The organism is Massilia sp. ZL223 (genome assembly GCF_018119395.1).
Classification (GTDB): domain Bacteria; phylum Pseudomonadota; class Gammaproteobacteria; order Burkholderiales; family Burkholderiaceae_D; genus Telluria.
In genome coordinates, this window is sequence record NZ_JAGPWD010000044.1 from 17,142 (window position 1) to 34,829 (window position 17,688).

The 17,688-nt window shown below is 65.8% G+C and carries 19 protein-coding genes; 3 read left to right on the forward strand and 16 right to left on the reverse strand.

Annotation, left to right across the window (positions count from 1 at the left end):
* Positions 1–136: 136 nt before the first annotated feature.
* The 12 genes from KBW95_RS21320 to alr form a co-directional block, all read right to left on the reverse strand.
* Positions 137–544 carry a heme-binding protein gene (locus KBW95_RS21320; protein ID WP_211525406.1) on the reverse strand — a complete coding sequence of 136 codons (408 nt, stop codon included), beginning with the start codon at positions 542–544 and terminating at the stop codon, positions 137–139.
* A gap of 14 nt (positions 545–558) precedes the next feature.
* Positions 559–1,476, reverse strand: a complete 918-nt coding sequence (locus KBW95_RS21325; protein WP_211525407.1) for a patatin-like phospholipase family protein — start codon at positions 1,474–1,476, stop codon at positions 559–561.
* A 442-nt stretch (positions 1,477–1,918) separates the two neighbouring features.
* The gene (phoR, locus tag KBW95_RS21330; protein WP_211525408.1) at positions 1,919–3,211 is read right to left on the reverse strand and encodes a phosphate regulon sensor histidine kinase PhoR; all 1,293 of its coding nucleotides are present in this window, start codon (positions 3,209–3,211) and stop codon (positions 1,919–1,921) included.
* 221 nt (positions 3,212–3,432) lie between these two features.
* Positions 3,433–4,119 (reverse strand): response regulator, encoded by a 687-nt coding sequence (locus KBW95_RS21335; protein ID WP_211525465.1) that lies wholly within the window; start codon positions 4,117–4,119, stop codon positions 3,433–3,435.
* Between the two features lie 2 nt (positions 4,120–4,121).
* Entirely contained in the window at positions 4,122–4,823 is a 702-nt protein-coding gene (gene phoU, locus KBW95_RS21340) for a phosphate signaling complex protein PhoU (RefSeq protein ID WP_211525409.1), read from the reverse strand.
* A 48-nt stretch (positions 4,824–4,871) separates the two neighbouring features.
* Positions 4,872–5,666 (reverse strand): phosphate ABC transporter ATP-binding protein PstB, encoded by a 795-nt coding sequence (gene pstB, locus KBW95_RS21345; RefSeq protein WP_229429931.1) that lies wholly within the window; start codon positions 5,664–5,666, stop codon positions 4,872–4,874.
* A gap of 18 nt (positions 5,667–5,684) precedes the next feature.
* Positions 5,685–6,545, reverse strand: coding sequence for a phosphate ABC transporter permease PstA (pstA, locus tag KBW95_RS21350; RefSeq protein ID WP_211525410.1), 861 nt, complete (start codon positions 6,543–6,545; stop codon positions 5,685–5,687).
* Positions 6,545–7,477, reverse strand: coding sequence for a phosphate ABC transporter permease subunit PstC (gene pstC, locus KBW95_RS21355; RefSeq protein WP_373888839.1), 933 nt, complete (start codon positions 7,475–7,477; stop codon positions 6,545–6,547). Before pstC ends, pstA begins: the two co-directional genes overlap by 1 nt.
* A 162-nt stretch (positions 7,478–7,639) precedes the next feature.
* Positions 7,640–8,677: a phosphate ABC transporter substrate-binding protein PstS gene (gene pstS, locus KBW95_RS21360; RefSeq protein ID WP_211525412.1), complete on the reverse strand. Its 1,038-nt coding sequence runs from the start codon at positions 8,675–8,677 to the stop codon at positions 7,640–7,642.
* Positions 8,678–9,167: 490 nt separating this feature from the next.
* Positions 9,168–9,488: a PilZ domain-containing protein gene (locus KBW95_RS21365; protein ID WP_211525413.1), complete on the reverse strand. Its 321-nt coding sequence runs from the start codon at positions 9,486–9,488 to the stop codon at positions 9,168–9,170.
* A gap of 62 nt (positions 9,489–9,550) precedes the next feature.
* Positions 9,551–10,927 (reverse strand): DNA repair protein RadA, encoded by a 1,377-nt coding sequence (radA, locus tag KBW95_RS21370; protein ID WP_211525414.1) that lies wholly within the window; start codon positions 10,925–10,927, stop codon positions 9,551–9,553.
* Positions 10,920–12,026, reverse strand: coding sequence for an alanine racemase (gene alr / locus KBW95_RS21375; RefSeq protein WP_211525415.1), 1,107 nt, complete (start codon positions 12,024–12,026; stop codon positions 10,920–10,922). Before alr ends, radA begins: the two co-directional genes overlap by 8 nt.
* Before the next feature lie 137 nt (positions 12,027–12,163).
* Between alr and lplT the strand changes: the two genes are divergently transcribed.
* A complete protein-coding gene (lplT, locus tag KBW95_RS21380) occupies positions 12,164–13,426 on the forward strand; it encodes a lysophospholipid transporter LplT (protein WP_211525416.1) in 1,263 nt (420 codons plus the stop codon).
* A 27-nt stretch (positions 13,427–13,453) separates the two neighbouring features.
* Entirely contained in the window at positions 13,454–14,122 is a 669-nt protein-coding gene (locus KBW95_RS21385) for a hypothetical protein (protein WP_211529295.1), read from the forward strand.
* Between the two features lie 15 nt (positions 14,123–14,137).
* On the opposite strand, the gene KBW95_RS21390 is transcribed toward KBW95_RS21385, so the two are convergent.
* Genes KBW95_RS21390 through tsaB form a run of 4 tightly spaced genes read right to left on the reverse strand, consistent with a single transcriptional unit; the run spans position 14,138 to position 17,118 of the window.
* Positions 14,138–15,094, reverse strand: coding sequence for a DUF1853 family protein (locus KBW95_RS21390; RefSeq protein ID WP_211529296.1), 957 nt, complete (start codon positions 15,092–15,094; stop codon positions 14,138–14,140).
* Entirely contained in the window at positions 15,078–15,935 is an 858-nt protein-coding gene (locus KBW95_RS21395) for a uracil-DNA glycosylase family protein (protein ID WP_211525419.1), read from the reverse strand. The genes KBW95_RS21390 and KBW95_RS21395 overlap by 17 nt, the downstream gene beginning before the upstream one ends.
* Positions 15,932–16,402 (reverse strand): ribosomal protein S18-alanine N-acetyltransferase, encoded by a 471-nt coding sequence (gene rimI / locus KBW95_RS21400; protein ID WP_211529297.1) that lies wholly within the window; start codon positions 16,400–16,402, stop codon positions 15,932–15,934. Before rimI ends, KBW95_RS21395 begins: the two co-directional genes overlap by 4 nt.
* Positions 16,399–17,118, reverse strand: a complete 720-nt coding sequence (gene tsaB / locus KBW95_RS21405; protein ID WP_211529298.1) for a tRNA (adenosine(37)-N6)-threonylcarbamoyltransferase complex dimerization subunit type 1 TsaB — start codon at positions 17,116–17,118, stop codon at positions 16,399–16,401. The genes rimI and tsaB overlap by 4 nt, the downstream gene beginning before the upstream one ends.
* A 107-nt stretch (positions 17,119–17,225) precedes the next feature.
* Here tsaB and KBW95_RS21410 point away from each other — a divergent pair, with 107 nt between their 5' ends.
* Positions 17,226–17,642 carry a thioredoxin family protein gene (locus tag KBW95_RS21410; protein WP_211525422.1) on the forward strand — a complete coding sequence of 139 codons (417 nt, stop codon included), beginning with the start codon at positions 17,226–17,228 and terminating at the stop codon, positions 17,640–17,642.
* Positions 17,643–17,688: the final 46 nt, after the last annotated feature.

Consider the following 17,688-nt stretch of genomic DNA (forward strand, 5'->3'; position numbering starts at 1 on the left):
TATAAAAATGCGGCCGAATTCGACGCCGCGGTGGCCGAAACCGTCCAGAAACGCTGCATTTGCTGCCTGCGCGCAATAAACACGCTAAAACGAAAAAGGCGCCCGCAGGCGCCTTTCGATTGCCGGCGAGCTCGGCTCAGACGCCCAGCGCCGCGATGCCTGCCTTGGCGATCAGGACATCCTCGGTCGACTTCACGCCCGACACGCCGACGGCGCCGATCACGTGGCCATCCACGATGACGGGCACGCCGCCCTCGAGCATGCCCTCGATGGCCGGAGCGCTCAGGAAGGAGATGCGGCCGTTGTTGATCAGGTCTTCATAGATCTTCGATTCGCGGCGGCCCAGCGCGGCGGTGTGCGCCTTGGCCGGGGAAATATGCGAGGAGATCGGCGGCGCGCCATCCAGGCGCTGCAGCCACAGCAGGTGGCCGCCGTCGTCGACGATGGAAATGGTCACCGCCCAGTTGTTGCGCAGGGCTTCCGCTTCGGCCGCGGCCGCGATGGTCTTGACGTCGGCGAGGGTCAGGTAAGGTTTGGTGTTCATGAGGGTCCTTGTTGTTATGGCTGCTGCTTGGCCTTGAGCTTGGCCTTGAGTTGCGACATGACGCTGGCCGCGGCCTGCTCGCCCGCCAGGATGGCGAGGTTGCGGCTGTTGAAGTCGGCCGAGCCCATGTTGCCGAGGGCCGGCGTGATGACGATGTCGGCTTCCTTCAGCTCGTAGTGGTTCAGGCGCTGGCCCATGATGCTGAAGGTCTGCATCAGGACGTCGAGCGAGCTGGCGGTGGCCGCGCCCTCGGTCTGGCTGGAGATGTTGACCGCGATGATGAAGTCGGCGCCCATCTCGCGCACGAAACGCACCGGCACCGGCGCCACCAGGCCGCCGTCGACGTAGGTCTTGCCGCCGATGCTCACCGGCTGGAACACGCTCGGCACGGCGCTCGAGGCGCGCACCGCCATGCCGGTATTGCCGCGATTGAACAGGATCGGCTGGCCGGACTTGAGGTCGGTCGCCACGGCGCCGAAGCGGATCTTCAGCTTCTCCATCGGCACGTTGCTCACCGCCTTGTTCACGTAGCTCTGCAGCGCTTCGCCCTTCAGGACGCCCGACGAGCGGTTGAAGAACGGCAGGGCCCAGTCGGAGATCGTCGCCTCGTCCATCTGGAGGGCGGTCTTCTGCAGCGCGAAGCCGTTCAGGCCGGAGGCGTAGAGTGCGCCGACCACCGAGCCGGCCGAGGTGCCGACCACGATCTCGGGCACGATGCCCTGGGCTTCGAGGGCCTTGATGACGCCGATGTGGGCGAAGCCGCGTGCGGCGCCGCCGCCGAGGGCGAGGCCGATCTTGATCTTCTTGGGAGGCAGCGGCGCCGCCTGGGCGACCGGCGCTGCGGGCGCGGTCGGTGGCGTGGTCGGAGTGCTGCCGCAAGCGGCGAGCAGCAATGCGGCGCAGGCGATGAGGGAAGTACGACGAGAGAACATAAACGGTGCCGAAAAGAACGAGGCCAGATTGTACCCCGACCAGTCCCCAAGGGCACGCCCCCACTCCCCTTCCCCAACAATGAGGGTCAGAGTCGAATTGCTGGGAAATTCTCAAATATTTCCTGCAATTCGACTCTGACCCCATTTGCCAGATAGATCTAGCCCCCACGACAAATTGGGGTCAGAGTCGAATTGTTTGGCAACTTTGGAAAATTTCCCAACAATTTGACTCTGACCCTAATTAGTTTTTGCCTGCTTCATAGGCAGTTGTGCAAGTGGGCAATGGATTGGGCGGCTGCGCAGCCGTGTGCAAGCTCTGGGTGCCGGACTCGAGCAGCAAGCCTGCCGAAAAACGCAGCCTTCACAATGAGGGTCAGAGTCGACTTGTTGGGAAATTTAACAATCTTTCCCGATAATTCGACTCTGACCCTAATTAAGGGTGTTAGCCAGGGAGCGTGGTATTGGGGAGCGCGGCGGTGAAGGTGCTGCCTCGTCCCGGCTCCGAGGCGATCGACAAGCGCCCACCGTGGCGCAGCAGGACATGCTTGACGATGGCCAGCCCCAGGCCGGTGCCCTGGGTATCGCGCGAGCGGCTCTTGTCGACACGGTAGAAGCGCTCGGTCAGGCGCGGGATGTGCGAAGGCTCGATCCCGATGCCGCAATCGGTCACCTGGAAGCGAAGGTCGTCCTCGCCGCGCATCCAGCGCAGGCGGATCGTGCCGCCGCCCGGCGAGTAGCGCACCGCGTTCGAGGCCAGGTTGGCGAAGGCGCTGCGCAGCTCTTCCGGGCTGCCCATCACGTCGGGGCCGTCCACCCTCACCTCGATCTCGTGCCGGCCATTCGACAAGGCGCGCGCCTCCTCCGCCACCGATTCGACCATCGCCTTCATGTCGACGCGCTCGCGCCGCAGCGGGAATTCGTCGGATTCCAGGCGCGACAGGGTCAGCATGTCCTGGATCAGGCGCTGCATGCGCTGGGCCTGCTCGGTCATCAGCTTCAGGTGCGTGGTGCGCGTGGCCACGTCCAGGCCGGGGTCGGACATCGCGATCTCGAGGAAGCCGACGATCACCGTCAGCGGCGTACGCAGCTCGTGCGAGGCGTTGGCGATGAAGTCGCGCCGCATCGCTTCGATGCGCTCGGTGTCGGTGGCGTCGTGCGTCACCAGGATCTGGCGCCGGTTTTCGAAGGGGATGATGCGGCATTCGAGCTTGCGGCCGCGGAAGGACAGGGTCAACGGCTGCTCGTAGCGGCCCAGGACGATGTAGTCGATGAAGTCCGGATGGCGCACCAGGTTGGTCACGCGCAGGCCCTTGTCGCGCTCCATGGTCAGGCCCAGGTGGCGCTCGGCGGCGCCGTTGCACCATTCGAGGAACAGGACGTCGTCCATGATCGCCACGCCTTCCGGCAGCAGCTGCATGGCCTGGCGGAAGCGCGCCAGCCATTCCGAGAGTTCGGCCTGGTTGCGCTCGTCCTCGCGGCGCAGGCGGTACAGGCGGGCGAAGACGTCGGTCCAGGCGCCCCAGCCGTCAGGGAGGCGGGAGCTGTGGGGTTCGTTCAGCCACTCGCCCAGCTCGTACAGGTAGGAGAGCTGGACGAAGAATGCGACCACGACGCCGGCCAGCGCCACGGCCAGGCCGGGGACGGGGCCAAACCACCACCAGCACATGCCGGCGGCGGCGAATACGAGGCTGAGGCGCAGGAGCGCCGGGACCCAGAACAGGATTTTGGGGTTCATCGCGGGGTTCGGAAAATCGTTATTGTGGGCGATGTTGAGGGGTTGTGTTGCAAGGGACGATGCGGCGATCACGCAAACTTGGGTCCCGGCCTTCGCCGGGATGACGTGCGTAAGCTGCGTGCCACCCCATTTGCCGTCAGCTCGCTACGTTGGAACGTCGTTCCGGCGAAGGCCGGAACCTTAGTTCTATGAGCAGATTGCGCACCCCGCCTTGCAGCACCTTATTTCTCGGACAGCATATATCCAACACTGCGTACCGTACGAATCAAGCCATCCGCACTCTTCAAGGCCTTGCGCAGCCGCAGCACATGCACGTCCACCGTCCGCTCCTCGATCACCGCATGGTCCCCCCACACCTTGTCGAGCAGCTGCGCGCGCGAAAACACGCGCTCGCGGTGCGCCATCAGGAACTTGAGCAGCTTGTACTCCGCATTCCCGATCTCGATCTGCTGCCCCTCCACCACCACCGTGCAGCTGTTCGGATCCAGGGTCACGGCGCCGGCGCGCAGCGGCGCCTCGGCCAGGTGTGGGCTCTTGCGGCGAAGCAGCGCGCGCGAACGGGCCAGCAGTTCGCGTGGCGAGAACGGCTTGGTGACGTAATCGTCGGCGCCGTTGTTCAGCCCCGCGATCTTGTCCTCTTCCATGCTCTTGGCGGTCAGCATGATGACCGGGATGTCCTGGAAGTCGCGGTCCGCGCGCAGCCGCGCCAGCAGGCGCAGGCCGCTCTGGTCGGGCAGCATCCAGTCCAGCAGCACCAGGTCCGGCTTGCCGCGGCTGATGCTTTCCCAGGCCCCCTGCGCCGTGTCGGCGCTGCGGATGTCCCAGCCCGCCTCGCGCAGCGAGTAGCTCACCAGCTCGACGATCGCGGGCTCGTCCTCCACCACCAGCACATTGGTATTGTCCGCCATCGTCACGCGCCCGGCTGCTCGAGCGCCGCCGGCTTGCTGTGGCGGATGTCGCGCCCTTCCACCACGTAGATCACGTACTCGGCGATGTTCTTGGCATGGTCGCCGATGCGCTCGATGGCCTTGGCCACCCACAGCGTATCCAGCGCGTTCGAGATCGTGCGCGGGTCTTCCATCATGAAAGTCACCAGGGTGCGCATGATGGTGCGGAATTCATGGTCCACCACTTCGTCCGCCGCGATCAGCTGCAAGGCCTGCTTGCCGTCCAGGCGGGCGAAGGCGTCGAGCGCGTCGTGCAGCAGGTCGCAAGTGGCCTTGGAGATGGTGCGGATCATGTCGTAGTGGTTGAAGGACGATGGGCCGCGCTCGTGCAGGCCCTTGGCGATGCGCGCCACCTTGGTCGCCTCGTCGCCGATGCGCTCCAGGTCGGTGATCACCTTGATGGTCGCCATCACGGTGCGCAGGTCGTTGGCGGTCGGCTGGCGGCGCACGATCAGGTGGCTGCAGGCGTCGTCCAGCGAGACTTCCAGCTGGTTGACGGCCTGGTCCTCGGCGATCACGCGCTCGGCGCGCTCGGTATCGCCGACGCGGAAGCACTCCAGCGCCGCGTCGAACTGGGTTTCCACCATGCCGCCCATCAGCAGGACCTTGGAACGAATCGCCTCCAGCTCCTGGTCGTACTGCTTGGATGAATGCTCGCCTGTCATTACAACTCTCCGTCAGTGTTCGTATTGTTCAGTAAAAGCGCCGGCCGATCAACCGAAGCGGCCGGTGATGTAGTCTTGCGTTTCCTTGCGCGCCGGGTTCATGAACAGCTGGTCGGTCTCGCCGAACTCCACCAGCTCGCCCAGGTACATGTAGGCAGTGTAATCGGAACAGCGCGCGGCCTGCTGCATGTTGTGGGTCACGATAGCGATCGTGTAGTCCTGCTTGAGCTCGCTGATCAGTTCCTCGATCTTGGCGGTCGAAATCGGGTCCAGCGCCGAGGTCGGCTCGTCGAGCAGCAGCACGTCCGGCTTGACCGCCACGCCGCGCGCGATGCACAGGCGCTGCTGCTGGCCGCCCGACAGCGACAGGCCGCTCTTGCTCAGCTTGTCCTTGGCTTCTTCCCACAGGGCCGCCTTCTTCAGCGCCCACTCGACGCGCTCGTCCATCTCGCCCTTGGACAGGTTCTCGTACAGGCGCACGCCGAAGGCGATGTTGTCGTAGATCGACATCGGGAACGGGGTCGGCTTCTGGAACACCATGCCGACCTTGGCGCGCAGCATGTTGACGTCGACACCCGGCTCCAGGATGTTGCGGCCGCGGTAGAGGATCGAACCTTCGGCGCGCTGGCCCGGGTACAGGTCGTACATGCGGTTCAGGGTGCGCAGCAGGGTCGACTTGCCGCAGCCCGAGGGGCCGATGAAGGCCGTCACCTGCTTGTCGTGGATGTCCAGGCTGACGTTCTTGAGGCTCTGCGTCTTCCCGTAGAAGAAGTCCAGGCCGGAGATCTCGATCGTCTTGGTCTTGGCGGAGGCCGGGGCCGAAGTGGGCATAGGTTGGGTCATCACAAATGTCAGGATAGATTAACGCGGGGTCTTCTGGCTGAACAGGGTCCGGGACAGGATGTTCAGCAGCAGCACGGTAAAGGTCACCAGCAGCGCGCCGCCCCAGGCCAGCGAGCGCCAGTCGTCGTAGGGGCTCATGGCGAACTGGAAGATCACCACCGGCAGGTTGGCCATCGGGGCGTTCATGTCGGTGCTGTAGAACTGGTTGTTCAGGGCGGTGAACAGCAGCGGCGCGGTCTCGCCCGAGATGCGGGCCAGGGCCAGCAGCACGCCGGTCACGACGCCGGCCTTGACGGCGCGCAGGCGCACGGTCATGGCCACTTTCCAGTGCGGCGCGCCGAGGGCGTAGGCGGCTTCGAGCAGCGAGTTCGGCACCAGGCGCAGCATGTTGTCGGTGGTGCGCACCACCACCGGCACCGCGATCAGCGACAGCGCGATGGTACCGGCATAGCCCGAGAAGTGCTGCACGTTGGCAACGTAGATCGCATACACGAACAGGCCGATCACGATCGACGGCGCCGACAGCATGATGTCGGTGACGAAGCGGGTCACGCTGGCGAACTTGTTGTTGTCGCCGTACTCGGCCAGGTAGATGCCGGCCAGGATGCCGATCGGGGTCGAGACCAGGGTCGACAGGCCGACCATCATCAGGCTGCCCATGATGGCGTTGCGCAGGCCGCCGCCTTCGCTGCCCGGGGCCGGCGTATCGGCCGTGAACAGCAGGCTGGAGACGGCGCCGAAGCCGTTGATCAGGAGCGTGGCCAGGATCCAGAACAGGAAGCCGAGGCCGATCGCCATGGCGATCACGGACAGGACGATGCCGACGCGGTGCGCCAGCAGGCGCTTGCGGTAGACGGGGTTCTTGGCGATGGTTTGCATTATTTAGCGCCTTCCTTGCGCGACATACCGACCAGCATCAGCTTGGCAGCCGACAGGACGATGAAGGTGATCGCGAACAGGATCAGTGCCAGGGCGAACAGCGAGGACGAGTGCAAGGTGCTTGCCGCCTCGGCGAATTCGTTGGCCAGGGTCGAGGAAATCGAGTTACCGGCCGCGAACAGCGACCAGGACAGGTCGTGGGCATTGCCGATCACGAAGGTGACAGCCATGGTCTCGCCGAGGGCGCGCCCCAGGCCCAGCATGACGCCGCCGACCACCCCGTTGCGGGTGTAAGGCAGCACCACCTTGCGCACCACTTCCCACTTGGTGCAGCCCAGGCCGTAGGCCGATTCCTTGAGCACGGTCGGGACGATCTCGAACACGTCGCGCATCACCGAGGAGATGAAGGGAATGATCATCACGGCCAGGATGATGCCGGCGGTCAGGATGCCGATGCCCATGGTCGGGCCCTGGAACAGCTGGCCGATCACCGGCACCTGGCCGATGGTTTCCTTCAGCAGCGGTTGCACGTGGTCGGCGAACAGCGGCGCGAACACGAACAGGCCCCACATGCCGTAGATGATCGAAGGCACGCCGGCCAGCAGCTCGACCGCGGTGCCCATCGGGCGGCGCAGCCACGCCGGGCAGATCTCGGTCAGGAACAGGGCGATGCCGAAGCTGATCGGGAAGGCGATCGCCAGCGCGATGAAGGAGGTGGCCAGGGTGCCCCAGATCGCGATCAGGGCGCCGAACTGGTCGCCCACCGGATCCCACTCGACGCGGGTGACGAAAGCGGCGCCGAATTCCTTGAAGGCCGGGGCCGCGCCGATCGCCAGCGAGACAATGATCCCGACCAGCACCAGCAGCACCGAGAACGCGAACAGCAGCGTGATTTTATGGAAGAAGAAGTCCTGGATGCGCTGCTTGCGCATGGTGCTGCGCAGCGCGGCCGCCTGGCGCGCCTCGGCTTCGCTGGACGCCTGATCAGGCAGGTCGCGCAGGACGGCTGGGGAGTGAACGCTCATATGTTTTTATCAATATTGCTGGTGAGCGAAAGGCCGGCTGGAAGGCCGGCCCCTGCGCTGCGAAGATGATTACCAGAGCGCCTTGCCGGCCGCGTCCTTGACGTTGGCACGCCAGGCGTCCTGCACCAGCTTGGTGACGGCGTCCGGCATCGGCACGTAGTCCAGCTCGGCCGCGGCGGCGTCGCCGTTCTTGTAGGCCCAGTCGAAGAACTTCAGCACTTCCTTGCCTTTGGCGGCGTCAGCCTGGGCCTTGTGCACCAGGATGTAGGAGGCGCCGGTGACGGGCCAGCTGGCCTTGCCCGGCTGGTTGGTCAGCACCACGGCGAAGCCCGGGGCCTTGGCCCAGTCGGCGCTGGCGGCGGCCGCGGCGAAGGCGGAGTCGTCAGGCTGGAGGAAAGCGCCGTCGGCGTTCTGCAGCTGGGTGTGCGACATGCGGTTCTTCTTGGCGTAGGCCCACTCGACGTAGCCGATGCCGCCCTTGATGCGCTGCACGTTGGCGGCCACGCCTTCGTTGCCCTTGCCGCCCACGCCCACCGCCCACTTGACGGTGGTGCCGGCGCCGACCTTGGCCTTCCATTCCGGATTGGTCTTGCTCAGGTAGTCGGTCCACAGGAAGGACGTGCCCGAGCTGTCGGCGCGGTGCACGACGGTGATGTCGTCGCCAGGGAGCTTGACGCCCGGGTTCAGCGCGGCGATCTGCGGCGCGTTCCACTTGGTGATCTTGCCCAGGAAGATATCGCCGACGACGGCGCCGGTGAGCTTGAGCTGGCCCGGGGCGACGCCCGGCAGGTTCACGACCGGCACCACGCCGCCCATCACGGCCGGGAACTGGAACAGGCCGGCGGCGTTGAGTTCATTGGCCGGCAGCGGCATGTCCGAGGCGCCGAAGTCGACGGTCTTGGCCTTGATCTGCTTGATGCCGGCGCCCGAGCCGACCGACTGGTAGTTCAGGCCGTTACCGGAGGCGGCCTTGTACATGGTGGCCCATTTCGCGTAGATCGGGTACGGGAAAGTCGCGCCGGCGCCGGTGATGTTGGCGGCCTGGACGCTGGAAGCCAGCGAGGCGGCGGCAACGGCGATGGAAACGAACAGATGCTTCATGCGCATATCAGATCCTCTTGAAGTAAGGGGAAACCCCGGTGAACTGCTGCGCAGTCTACCGGCCGAATATGACAACTTCATGACATCTTTCGCCAATGTGACACGAAGATGACAGCCGGGCAAGCGGCTGTTTCCCCTATGGAGGAGCGCTTGTCCAGCAAAAATTTCCCGCTGAAATATGACATGAACTGCGGCACCAATCCTTGTAATTCCTGCACACAGTGCTAAGCTGAAATCGGGTAATCCGCAGTTGCTTGATAAGGAGGGGATGCCGAAAGGTGTTCGGCTGTTATGTTTAATATACTGGTATTTGGTATTTTGTCCGGGCTCGTCGGTATCATAGCCCTCCAGGCTATCGAAGCAGCACGCAGCGGCTCGGACGGCCTGTACGACCACTATCACGAATAAAGCATAGTGGATCAGCCCGCTCAGCGGGCTGCAAACGACAACGGCGAGGCCTCAGGCGCTCGCCGTTGGTCGTTTCAGGGAGAGGGGCTCAGCGCATGAAGCGCGCCAGCGAGGTCATCGCCGCCAGTTCCAGATTCAGGAACTGGAAGCCAACCTTGAATTCGTTATTGCTGATAATGCAATACATCACCTTGGCGCGGGCGCTGATGGTAACGAACTTGCCGTCCACCAGGATGTCGAAACTCACCTGTCCCGTCTGCCCGACGAGCAGCGGATTCGGCACGCCGACGCTGACGCCATTGCCCCCCACGTCCGAGGTGCGCCCCAGGATGGGCGCATCGCCTTCCATGGCAACCATGGCCTTGGTTTTCAGGACCTTGCGGGCGGATTTCCTTTGATCTCCAAACATACTGTTCCGGAAGAGATGAGTCAGGCAGCATTATAGGAAAAAACGGACGAGCATGAAGCCGGTCAGTCCAGTTCCCGCAATTTCGTGAACGCTTCGTCGATGCGCTCGACGGCCACGATCGTCATGCCTTCCACCTTCTGCTTGGGCGCGTTGGCCTTGGGGATGACGGCCACCGAAAAGCCCAGCTTGGCCGCCTCGCGCAGGCGCTCCTGCCCGCGCGGCGCCGGGCGGATCTCGCCGGCCAGGCCGACTTCGCCGAATACCACCAGGCCGCGCGGCAGCGGCTTGTTGCGCATCGACGAGTTAATCGCCAGCAGCACGGCCAGGTCGGCCGCCGGCTCGGTGATCTTGACCCCGCCCACCGCGTTGATGAACACGTCCTGGTCGAAGGCGGCGATGCCGGCATGGCGGTGCAGCACCGCCAGCAGCATCGCCAGGCGGTTCTGTTCCAGGCCCACCGACAGGCGGCGCGCATTCGGCAGGTGGCTGGCGTCGACCAGGGCCTGGATCTCGACCAGCAGCGGGCGCGTGCCCTCCTGGGTTACCATCACGCAAGAGCCCGGCACCTGGCTGTCGTGCTGCGACAGGAACAGCGCCGAGGGGTTCGAGACGCCCTTCAGGCCCTTCTCGGTCATCGCGAACACGCCCAGCTCGTTGACGGCGCCGAAGCGGTTCTTGATCGCCCGCACCAGGCGGAAGCTGGACTGGGTGTCGCCTTCGAAGTACAGCACGGTGTCGACGATGTGCTCAAGCACGCGCGGGCCGGCCAGCGCGCCCTCTTTCGTGACGTGGCCCACCAGGATGATGGTGATGCCGGTCTGCTTGGCCACGCGGGTAAGCTGGGCCGCGCATTCGCGCACCTGGGCCACCGAACCCGGCGCCGAGGTCAGCGCGTCGGAGTACAGCGTCTGGATCGAGTCGATCACCGCCACTTCCGGCTTGAGGTCGGCCAGGGTGCCGAGGATCTTCTCGAGCTGGATCTCGGCCTGCAATTTGAGGTCCTTGGCGTCGACCGCCAGGCGGCGCGCGCGCAGCGCGATCTGGGCGCCGGATTCCTCGCCGCTCACATATAAAGTGTTGCGGGTCGCGGCCAGGTTCGACAGCGCCTGCAGCAGCAGGGTCGACTTGCCGATGCCGGGATCGCCGCCGATCAGCACCACGCCGCCGGCCACCAGGCCGCCGCCCAGCACGCGGTCGAATTCCTCGATGCCGGTCCCGAAGCGCGGCACGTCGATCGCCTCGATATCCGCGAGGGACAGCACCGGCGCGGTCTGCGCCAGGGATTTATGCTGGGTCTGCGACATGCGGTTCAGGCCGGGGCCTTCCACCACCGTCTCGACCATCGTGTTCCAGGCCTTGCAATCGCCGCACTGGCCGGTCCAGCGGCTGGCGATCGCGCCGCACTCGCTGCAGGTGTAATTCGTCTTTGCCTTAGCCATCTGTTCCCATTCTTCCTTCAGTGACGCGCACGCGCTGCGCCAGGGCGCACATCAGCTCGTAGCCGATGGTGCCGGCGGCCTGCGCCACCTCGTCGATCGGCAGCCCGTCGCCCCACAGGGTGACCTTGCTGCCCACGCGCGCATTGGCGATGGGCGTCAGGTCGACCGTCATCATGTCCATCGACACCCGTCCCACCAGCGTGGTGCGCACGCCGTCCACCACTACCGGGGTGCCGTGCGGCGCATGGCGCGGGTAGCCGTCCGCGTAGCCGCAGGCGACCACGCCGATCGTCATGGCCTTCTCGGCCACGAAGCGGCTGCCGTAGCCCACCGTGTCGCCGGGCTGGAGCTGCTGGATGCCGATGATCTCCGAGCGCAGGGTCATGGTCGGGCGCAGCCCGTAGTCCTGGGCGCTGCGTCCGCCCGGCGTGCCGCCGTAGAGCATGATGCCTGGGCGGACCCAGTCGCTGGAGAGTTCGTCCGCCAGCTGGGGCTGGTGCAGCACCCCGCCAGAATTCGACAGGCTGCGCTCGCCCGGCAAGCCGTCCGCGCCTGCGCGGAAGCGCCGGACCTGCTCGCCGATGGCCAGCAGCGGATGCTCCAGTTCGTCCGCATTGGCGAAGTGGGTCATGTGGGTGATGTTGCGGATGCCGGGGATGGCGCGCAGGCGCTTGTAGGCCGCCGCATAATCCTCCGGGCGGAAGCCCAGGCGGTTCATCCCCGTGTTCATCTTCAGGTGGACGTCGATCGGGCGGTACAGCTGGGTGTACTCCAGCATCTTGATCTGCTCGATGCAGTGCACCGCACTATTAATATTGTGCTCGGCCAGCAGCGGCACGTCGGAGGCGTCGAAAATGCCCTCGAGAAGCAGGATCGGCTTGATCCAGCCGCTCTCGCGCAGGCGCACCGCGCTCTCGGTCTCGACCAGGGCCAGGCCGTCGGCCTGGGCGAAGCCGCGCATGCCGCGTTCCAGGCCATGCCCGTAGGCGTTGGCCTTGACCACCGCCCACAGCTTGGCCAGCGGCGCGCAGCTGCGCGCACGGTTCAGGTTGTGCTGCATGGAGTCGAGGTGGATGGTGGCGCAAAGCGGACGTGGCATGGTGAAAATGGTGTCTTCGCGAAAGGGTCTATTTTACCTTAGCCCAGGCTGAGCCGTGCGCCAGCCAACTTTTGTTTCTTTGGAACGGAGACCTTTCATGGTATAAAGCAACTCGGACAAGATTTTAGACTTTTCGAATGAACCGTGGTTTTTATACCATCATGGCGGCGCAGTTTTTCTCGTCGCTGGCAGACAATGCGCTTTTGTTTGTTGCTATCAGTCTGCTGACGTCGATGAACGCCCCGGCTTCGCTGACCCCGCTGCTGAAGCTGTCATTCGTTCTGTTCTATGTGCTGCTGGCCGCCTTCGTGGGCGCGTTCGCCGATTCGCTGCCCAAGGGCCGCGTGATGTTCATCGCGAACCTGATCAAGATCGCCGGCTGCGCGCTGATGTTCTTCACCGTCCATCCGCTGCTCGCCTATGCCGTCGTCGGCTTCGGCGCGGCCGTGTATTCCCCCGCCAAGTACGGGATCCTGACCGAACTCCTGCCGCCTGAAAAGCTCGTACCGGCCAACGGCTGGATCGAGGGCCTGACCGTGATGTCCATCATCCTCGGCACCGTCCTCGGCGGCACCCTGGTGAGCGAACGCGGCGGCGCCTTCCTGCTCGGCTTCGACCTGCCGGGCATGGCCACCGGGATCGATACGGGCGCCGAAGCCGCGATGGCGGTCGTGGTCGGCATCTATGTGCTGGCCGCCCTGTTCAACCTGCGCATTCCGGACACCGGCGCCCGCTACGAGCACCAGGAACGCAATCCGGCCAAGCTGATCGTCGATTTCGCCAACTGCTCGGCCACCCTGTGGCGCGACAAGCTGGGCCAGATCTCGCTGGCCGTGACCACCCTGTTCTGGGGCGCCGGCGCGACCCTGCAATTCATCGTGCTGAAGTGGGCCGAGCGTTCGCTGCACATGCCGCTGGATAAAGCGACCAACCTGATCGGCGTGGTGGCCATTGGCGTCGCCCTGGGCGCCGTGATGGCGGCGCGCATGATCCCGCTGCGCAAATCGCTGACCGTGATCCCGCTCGGGATCATCATGGGCCTGGTCGTGACCAGCATGATCTTCGTGACCTCGGTGAACCTGGCCTACCCACTGCTGGCCCTGATCGGTTTCCTGTCGGGCTTCTTCGTGGTGCCAATGAACGCGCTGCTGCAGCACCGCGGCCACGTCCTGATGAGCGCGGGCCACTCGATCGCGGTGCAGAACTTCAACGAGAACCTGTCGATCCTGACCATGCTCGCGGCCTACGCGATCATGATCACCCTGAACCTGGACCTGGACGTCATCATCGTGGTGTTCGGCCTGTCGGTGGCGGGCATCATGTTCCTGATTCAGCGCCGCCATGCGCTCAACCAGCGCGAGCACGATTCGCTCGGGCTGATTGGCGAGGGCAAGCACTAAGTTCACCCACTCGCGACGGGACACCCCATGACCAAACGTTTCGCTTTGCTCTTCGCCGCGATGTTCCTGGCTTGTATCGGCAATGCTGCCGATGTGAAGAACGCCAATCCTCAGGGAGAACGTGCCCCGGCGACGAATTTCGCGTCCGCGACGGCATGGAAGTGGATGTACTTCGTCGCCGTCACTAACAAGAAGCCCAGCGACATCGACCTGTCGCAGGAGCTGATGAGCGGCCTGCTGTCTTCGGTCAATGCCCGCTCCGCGATTTATACGGGCGCGGCAATCGAACCTCAGTATCTCATCAATGCCAAAGGCACCACGGCGTGGATCGCCATGTTCGCCTCGATTGCGATGACCAACAAGAGTCTGCTGACGTCCCTGGGCAAGGGTCCAGGATACGCGTGGGTCGCTCCCGCATGGATGAACCAGGCCTTCGGCAATCACGTCAACTGGCCCCAGAAGATGCTGCGCTCCCACGACCTGGAGCTGAAGGGCTACAAGATGGTGGCGATCCCGTTTGTGGTGCCCGACAATGGCGCCGCCTTGAAGAACATGCTGCAGTCGGCCAAGGCGCCGGACGGCAGCGTGGAAGTGTTCGGTTTCCACGAATTCGATGAAAGCAATCCTGAAGCCCTGCTCGTGGAGCATGAAAAGATCGCCGCCTTCATCAAAGGCGGCAGGTCCCTGAAGCGCTGATCGGCCTAGCGCGTCCTACCCGACCGGCTTCACCATCCTCACTTCGCTGGCGCGCTCGCGCCAGTCGTTGGGCACGATGAACCCGCGCTCGACCTCCTCGATGCAGCCGGGACGCTGGCGCACCACCGACACCAGCACCGGCTTGCTGGCGTTCTCGAACTGGTAGGACAGCTCCTGGAACAGCTGGCCGCGGCTCAGCATCCACACCGCCGACGCGGCGCGGAACGGCGCGAGCCATTGCAGTCGCGGCAGGATCAGGAAGTCGTCGCCTTCGATCTCGTCGAGTTCATCGAGTGCGCACCAGAAACCGCGGCAATGGCCGGCCGCGATGCCTTGCATCAGCGGCCAGCTCCCGCGCGGATAGAACAGCCAGCCCTTGACCAGCGCGCGCGCCTGCGTCACGGGGCGCGGCAGCACTTCCTGCGCGGCCGGGTGCGCGCCCAGGGTCAGCTGGCGGTCGAACACCTTGCGCATCTTCTTGCCCAGGCTGTCGGCCAGGTTGGGGCCGACCAGGGCGTCGAATTCCTGGCCGCCGGCCCCGTCCAGCAGGTAGAACTTGGTGGCGAACTCGATGTGCTCGACCGCGTCCGGGCCGGCGTCCAGCAGGAAGTCGAATTCACCGATGGTGTCGTTGCGGCTGGCCCGCACCTGCAGGCCATGCGCCACCAGCCGGCCCTGCTGCTCGAAGTAGAAGGCCATCAGCTTTTCGGCATACAGGCCAAGACGGGTGTACATTTTCGCGCCAAGGGCGGCGTCGAGCTCCGAAGGGTCGTGGTCGACCCGCGCCAGCCAGGCCGCGACTTCGGGCGCCACCGGGCCGAGGGTGGCGACACGCCCAATCCAGGCCGGATCGTGAATGTCGAGCAGGTCGGGCGCGTCGAGCAGCCAGGCAAGCGCCCGGACCCGGGCGCGCCGCAGGTGGCCCCAGCGGCGATGGAAGGATTCCTGGTAGCTCTCAGCGGCCGCCGGCATCGAGCGCCCTCGCCCGGCACAAATCGGCCCATGCGAGCGCCTTGTCCTGGCCGCGCCGCAGCAGTTCGCCCGGATGCAGGGTCGCCACCAGCGGAACCTCACCCAGCCGGTGCACGGCGCCGCGCGCGCCCGCCAGCGGTTCGCTCAGCGGACGGCCGAGCAGGCCGTTGGCCGCGACCTGGCCCAGGGTGAGCACGGTCGATGCGCCGCTCAATGCGAGTTCGCGCTCCAGGTAGGGGCGGCAGGCTTCCACTTCCTCAAGCGTCGGCGCGCGGTCGCCGCCCTTGGGGCTGACCGGGCGGCACTTCACCAGCGGCGTGACATAGGCATCGCGCTCGCGCGACAGGCCGACGGCGTGCAGCATGTTCTCCAGCAGCTTGCCGGCATCGCCGCTGACCGGCTGGCCAGCCTGCTCGTCCTGGGCGCCCGGCGTGCCGGCCACCACCATCCAGCGCGCCTGGCGCGGGCCGGAACCGAACATCGGCTTGCGGCCTTCGCTGCAGGCGCCGCAGCGGCGGCAGTTGGCCACCGCCAGGCGCAGCGCGGCCCAGTCCATGCGGGCGATGTCGGTGACCGTTTCTTCCGGCACCGCGGCATCGTCCCACGCCGCTTCGAATGCGTCTCCGGCGGGGGCAGGCGCCGGTTTGGCGACCGGCGCGGGCGCAGCTTCGGCGGGCGTTTCTGCCGGTGTCTCGGCAGGCGGTTCCGCCAGCTCGGCCACGACCGACGCCTCTTCCGCTTCCGGCACGTCAACAGCCTCGGGCGCGCTGCGCAGCTGCCACAGCGGGCCGATTCCCATCTCCGTCAGGAATACGGCGTCGCGTTCGCTGATCTTCTTCATAACTCGAGCCTCATCACGATGGCATCCTCGCGTCCGCCCGGTCCGGCGGGATAATAGCCCTTGCGGCGGCCGATTTCGGCGTAGCCGTGGCGGCGGTAGACCTCCAGCGCGCGTTCGTTGGACGGGCGCACTTCCAGCAGCACCGAGGCCATGCCCTGGTCGCGGGCGCGCGCGGCGATCCGGTCCAGCAGGTGGCGGCCCAGTCCCTGGCGCTGGCGGGCGCCGGACACCGCCACATCGAGCAGGTGGGCTTCATCGACCACGTACATCAATAAATAGTAGGCGGCCAGCGCGCCCGCCGGGTCGCGCACGGTCCAGGCGTCGTAGCCGCTGCTGAGCGACTCGGCGAAGTTGGCGCGGCTCCAGGGATAGGGAAAAACGCTCTGCTCGAGCGCCCACACCTCGTCCACGTCACCGGCCGTCATCGGCGCATAGGCCAATTGGGAAAATGCTGGCATCCCGGTCATTTGTCGTTCCCGGCGGCCTTGGCGGCGTTGATGGCCTGGCGCTCGGCGCTGGTATAGGCCACCTTGTTGCGCAGGTAGATCGGCTGGGCCTGGGCGGCGGGCACGCCCTGCCCGCTCGCCAGCGCGCCGGGGGCCAGCACGGCCAGTTCCCGGGCATGCGGCACGATGTCCGCCAGCGCACCGGCCGCATAGGGCTGGTCCGCGAAGGCCTCAGGATAGGCCGAGAATCCGTTGCCGCAGGCTTGCAGTCCCGCGGCCGCCACCGGCGCCACGTCCTGCGGCGCGCTCAGCGCGGGCGCGGCGACTTCGCGCCAGGCGCCGTTTTCATGACGGTACTGCGCCCAGTACACCTCGCCCATGCGCGCATCCAGCACGGCCAGCACCTCGTGCGCGCCGCTGCGGGCGCGGCAGGCCTCGGCCATCGCTTCCAGGGTTACCATGGGCAGCACCGGCAGGCCGGCGCCATAGGCGAGGCCCTGGGCGACGCCGCAGGCGGTGCGCACGCCGGTGAAGGAGCCGGGACCGGCGCCGAAGGCGACCGCATCGAGCTGCGCCAGCGCGAGGCCGGATTCCTGCAGGAGTTCCTGGACCATCGGCAGGACCGATTGCGAATGGGTGCGCACGCCCGAGGAGGCGCGCACGAACACGTTGTCCCCGGCCAGCAGGGCGCAAGAGGCGAGCTCGGACGAGGTTTCGATAGCGAGGATGTTAGGCATGCCGTATTTTAACCGCTCGGCCGCGCGGCAACCATGGCGGGGCCGGTCCGCGGCGCGATTGCGACGCACTTGCGACGCACCCGCCGACTCGCGTTAGAATGCCGCTCATGCATAGCCTGACCCTCGATTCCACCACCCGCGACACCATCGCCGCCGCCCTCGACGGCGACGGCTGGACGGTCGCCTGCCTGTGCGCGGCCTGGTGCGGCACCTGCTCGTCCTACCGCGCCACCTTCGAGCAGGTGGCCGCGCGCCACCCCGACAAGCATTTCGTCTGGATCGACATCGAAGACCAGGCCGACCTGGTCGGCGACCTGGACGTGGAAAACTTCCCCACCCTGCTGCTCCAGCACGGCGATACGGTGGCCTTCTTCGGCACCATGCTGCCGGACGGCGCCGTGGCCGACCGCCTGGTGCAGGCGCAGGCGGAACTCAGCGATGACGAACTGGCAAGGCTGGCCCAGTCGAGCGAGGAGCGGCGCGGGTGGCAGCGGGACTGCAACCTGCGGAACTTGCTGACGTAGGGTGGGCGGCTCCGCCGCCCACGCGGTGATCGCTAACGGCTCCGAT

What these genes read in the sequence shown, in the direction of transcription:
- KBW95_RS21365 (WP_211525413.1), bottom strand. Translation starts at nt 9,488, where the DNA reads ATGTTTGGAGATCAAAGGAAATCCGCCCGCAAGGTCCTGAAAACCAAG.
- lplT (WP_211525416.1), top strand. Translation starts at nt 12,164, where the DNA reads ATGAACCGTGGTTTTTATACCATCATGGCGGCGCAGTTTTTCTCGTCG.
- KBW95_RS21325 (WP_211525407.1), bottom strand. Translation starts at nt 1,476, where the DNA reads ATGTTCTCTCGTCGTACTTCCCTCATCGCCTGCGCCGCATTGCTGCTC.
- KBW95_RS21390 (WP_211529296.1), bottom strand. Translation starts at nt 15,094, where the DNA reads ATGCCGGCGGCCGCTGAGAGCTACCAGGAATCCTTCCATCGCCGCTGG.
- pstC (WP_373888839.1), bottom strand. Translation starts at nt 7,477, where the DNA reads ATGCGCAAGCAGCGCATCCAGGACTTCTTCTTCCATAAAATCACGCTG.
- rimI (WP_211529297.1), bottom strand. Translation starts at nt 16,402, where the DNA reads ATGACCGGGATGCCAGCATTTTCCCAATTGGCCTATGCGCCGATGACG.
- alr (WP_211525415.1), bottom strand. Translation starts at nt 12,026, where the DNA reads ATGCCACGTCCGCTTTGCGCCACCATCCACCTCGACTCCATGCAGCAC.
- KBW95_RS21320 (WP_211525406.1), bottom strand. Translation starts at nt 544, where the DNA reads ATGAACACCAAACCTTACCTGACCCTCGCCGACGTCAAGACCATCGCG.
- phoU (WP_211525409.1), bottom strand. Translation starts at nt 4,823, where the DNA reads ATGACAGGCGAGCATTCATCCAAGCAGTACGACCAGGAGCTGGAGGCG.
- pstS (WP_211525412.1), bottom strand. Translation starts at nt 8,677, where the DNA reads ATGCGCATGAAGCATCTGTTCGTTTCCATCGCCGTTGCCGCCGCCTCG.
- KBW95_RS21395 (WP_211525419.1), bottom strand. Translation starts at nt 15,935, where the DNA reads ATGAAGAAGATCAGCGAACGCGACGCCGTATTCCTGACGGAGATGGGA.
- pstB (WP_229429931.1), bottom strand. Translation starts at nt 5,666, where the DNA reads ATGACCCAACCTATGCCCACTTCGGCCCCGGCCTCCGCCAAGACCAAG.
- radA (WP_211525414.1), bottom strand. Translation starts at nt 10,927, where the DNA reads ATGGCTAAGGCAAAGACGAATTACACCTGCAGCGAGTGCGGCGCGATC.
- KBW95_RS21385 (WP_211529295.1), top strand. Translation starts at nt 13,454, where the DNA reads ATGACCAAACGTTTCGCTTTGCTCTTCGCCGCGATGTTCCTGGCTTGT.
- pstA (WP_211525410.1), bottom strand. Translation starts at nt 6,545, where the DNA reads ATGCAAACCATCGCCAAGAACCCCGTCTACCGCAAGCGCCTGCTGGCG.
- KBW95_RS21335 (WP_211525465.1), bottom strand. Translation starts at nt 4,119, where the DNA reads ATGGCGGACAATACCAATGTGCTGGTGGTGGAGGACGAGCCCGCGATC.
- tsaB (WP_211529298.1), bottom strand. Translation starts at nt 17,118, where the DNA reads ATGCCTAACATCCTCGCTATCGAAACCTCGTCCGAGCTCGCCTCTTGC.
- phoR (WP_211525408.1), bottom strand. Translation starts at nt 3,211, where the DNA reads ATGAACCCCAAAATCCTGTTCTGGGTCCCGGCGCTCCTGCGCCTCAGC.
- KBW95_RS21410 (WP_211525422.1), top strand. Translation starts at nt 17,226, where the DNA reads ATGCATAGCCTGACCCTCGATTCCACCACCCGCGACACCATCGCCGCC.